3 protein-coding genes are annotated in these 2,837 nt (G+C 37.7%); all 3 read right to left on the reverse strand.

The features are described from left to right. Positions 1-132: 132 nt before the first annotated feature. Positions 133-1,671, reverse strand: coding sequence for an RHS repeat-associated core domain-containing protein (locus ACYQ21_RS15160; protein ID WP_460059485.1), 1,539 nt, complete (start codon positions 1,669-1,671; stop codon positions 133-135). 318 nt (positions 1,672-1,989) lie between these two features. After that, complete coding sequence (locus ACYQ21_RS15165) at positions 1,990-2,370, reverse strand: hypothetical protein (RefSeq protein ID WP_460059486.1); 381 nt, start codon at positions 2,368-2,370, stop codon at positions 1,990-1,992. Then, positions 2,367-2,837: hypothetical protein (locus ACYQ21_RS15170; protein WP_460059488.1), on the reverse strand; the 471-nt coding region annotated here is incomplete at its 5' end. The genes ACYQ21_RS15165 and ACYQ21_RS15170, both read right to left, overlap by 4 nt.

Raw genomic sequence — 2,837 nt, forward strand, 5'->3', positions numbered from 1 at the left:
TGAGCACAAGTCCTTGATAGCACTTGCGAAAAAATTTATTTTTCGTAGGCTTATTTAGGGCACCTTAATTTCTCAAATCTTCTAGAATAAATTGACAAGTCTTACTTGACTTATTACCACTAGACTTATAAGTTATTTAAATTTAAAATCATCAAACTGACCTGTATTTTTATTATACACAAAGTGAATATTAACTTTTTCACCATTATTTAAACGAACAATATTTTGCATTTTAACCCAGCCATCTGAATGATGCCACCTAGTATCGTTCAGTTTAATATTAGTGAGTTCTGTCGCATTACTAAGCGGAGCAGACATCACTTCCTTCATCGCAAGTTGTTCATTTAAGTTATTAGCAACGACCCTACCGGTATTTCCCTTCCCTACAACTTTTACTGGATTTCCTACACCAGTTGGGGCTGTCGGCGTCTTCCCAACAGACTTAGCGCTCATATATCCCATCAAAGCTAAATCAAGCCAGCCATTCTCGTAAGCATCATACATTCCAAAAGAGGCTTGGATTACGACATTAATAGCAGGATTATACTTCTTACCTGTAACAGGGTCAACACCATTCCTTTGCATACCAAAATACATATCCCAATAATCTTCAAGTGAAGAAAATTGTTTATCTGAAGGAGAAATTGGTTTAGCGGCTTCACAGAGTTTCCGAATTCGATCAGCACGAATTTTCTTCTCTTGTTCTTGACGTTTTGCTTCCGCAACTGCAGCGGCTCTGTCTATTTCTCGCTGAGTGGCTGGTGAAATGTATGGAGAAAGCTGACTACTTACAACCTGTTGACCACTTGAATTATAATAAATCGTCGGTGTTCCAGTTGTACTATAAGTATCATAACCTGCACTAACTGGATTGCCACCAGATTTTGATGTGATTAAATCTTTTACAACCTTAACAACGGGTTGAACAACATATTTATTGACAATCTGAACAGCTTTTTTAGCTGCTTTCTTAATACCATTCCAGACATCATTCCAACCAAAACGCCCTGCATCATCACGATACATGAATGGATTGTTATTACCATAAATGTATTTATTCTGCGTGGTCGGATTGTTAAGGCTACCTAAAACAGTATCTTGCTGTAAGAATCGTCCAGTATTGGTGTTGTACTCTCTGGCTCTCAGATGAATGTCTGCACTGTTGTCATGGTACTGACTTCTGTAACCTGCTTGGTCTTGAATTCGGCGCTCACTTGAACCAAATTCTTGATAAAGGTTACTTGAATATAGTCTACCATTTTTTTTAGAAATTTGCGTGATATTGCTTTTTAAGCCATCTTGATGATAAGTGTCAAGGTCATTGCCTATCGCCATGCCCTTGGTATCATAGATGTTAGTCGCCTGATAGCTTGACTTAACTTTCTTATCATAGGTCGTGTACTGCTCTTGTAACGGGCTGACATAGGTTTGCGTATAGTCATTCAGATACTCAATCGTGTCAATCATCACAGTTGTATCAACTGCTTTTTTCAGTTTTTCTTCTGTGACTTTGCGACGATTCACATCATGGTCGATGCGCCATGTGCGGTCTTTGATAGGCAAGCACCGCGCTAGAAACTCAGGCATCTTGACGAGTTTTGTGAGAATATCTGAAAGTGTGATATCACTTTCTTCAAGACGGAGCTGTGCCTCTCTGTCTGTCGCTTTCATCCACGACATCATGTCTGTTTTGAGTTTACGGTCGTACTCATTTGCCGTGCCTTTAGAAATTCGATTACCTAAAGCATCATAGGTGTAGTAGGATTGTTTGCCCCAAGTTGAACTTTCTTGGATTAAACGACCTTCGACATCATACTGATAAATCGTGACTTCGCCTAAGCTGCTACGTTTTTGACTGACATAACCATTGGCGTCCCGTAAATATATTATATCAAAAAAACAGACAGATTTTTATTTCTGTCTGCTTAATTTTTATTCCAATTAAATGAGTTGGAAAGAATTTTTTACCTTCTACAAAAACTTGAAATCTTAGTTTATAGAATATTTTTCTAATATCTTTTCAAACTTTTTCTTGTTTTCAGGATTATTAAGCAATTTCAATAGTAACGACATATCAAATTCAAATTCTGAATAGTAAAAATTAACAAACTGTATTAATTGATGATATAAATCATCGTTTGGAAATTTTCGCTGAATATCTTTCCATTCTGGATAAATTGCTGCATCAAGCAAAACTAACTTACTATTATCATTTTTGGAAACGTAAGGATCTGATACATCCAATAAAAATGTTCTGGTACCATCATATTGTTCTCCCTCCTCAAACCAAATCATCTTATTTTCAGAACTAAGCCAAGATAAAAATTCAACAATCGCAGTAAAATTTGCATCGTTATATACTAACTTCATCGAACGCCACCACCTCTATTTAGACCGGCATCTTGAATTTTTCCGTCACGAACTTGAACCCAAACTTGACTTCCATCAGGCATATCCCTAAGATATTCTTTGGTTTTTCCTGATAAATCTGCTGGCTTTAATCCAGCATAATATTTATCATTAATTGCCTCCTCTATGAGTTTCCTATTTGTAGGAGTATCTGCATCAAAATGACCCTCTGCTTTTCTGAAAATATGTTCAAGTTGCGAATCATTTACTGGCCATTCAACTTTTTTGGCAGCTTGTTGCGCAGTCTCTTTAGCACTATTTTGTGCAGTCTCCTTAGCCGCACTCTGAGCGCCTTCCTTGACTAGAGACTGCACGCCTTCTTTAACAGCGCCACCCGCAAATGGAATCACACCTAGACCAGAGGCAATAACTTCCAACCAGTTACCTGTTTGAACACCATGAACCGCATCTCGAATGTCACCAGCATC

This window comes from Pseudolactococcus yaeyamensis, assembly GCF_054658615.1.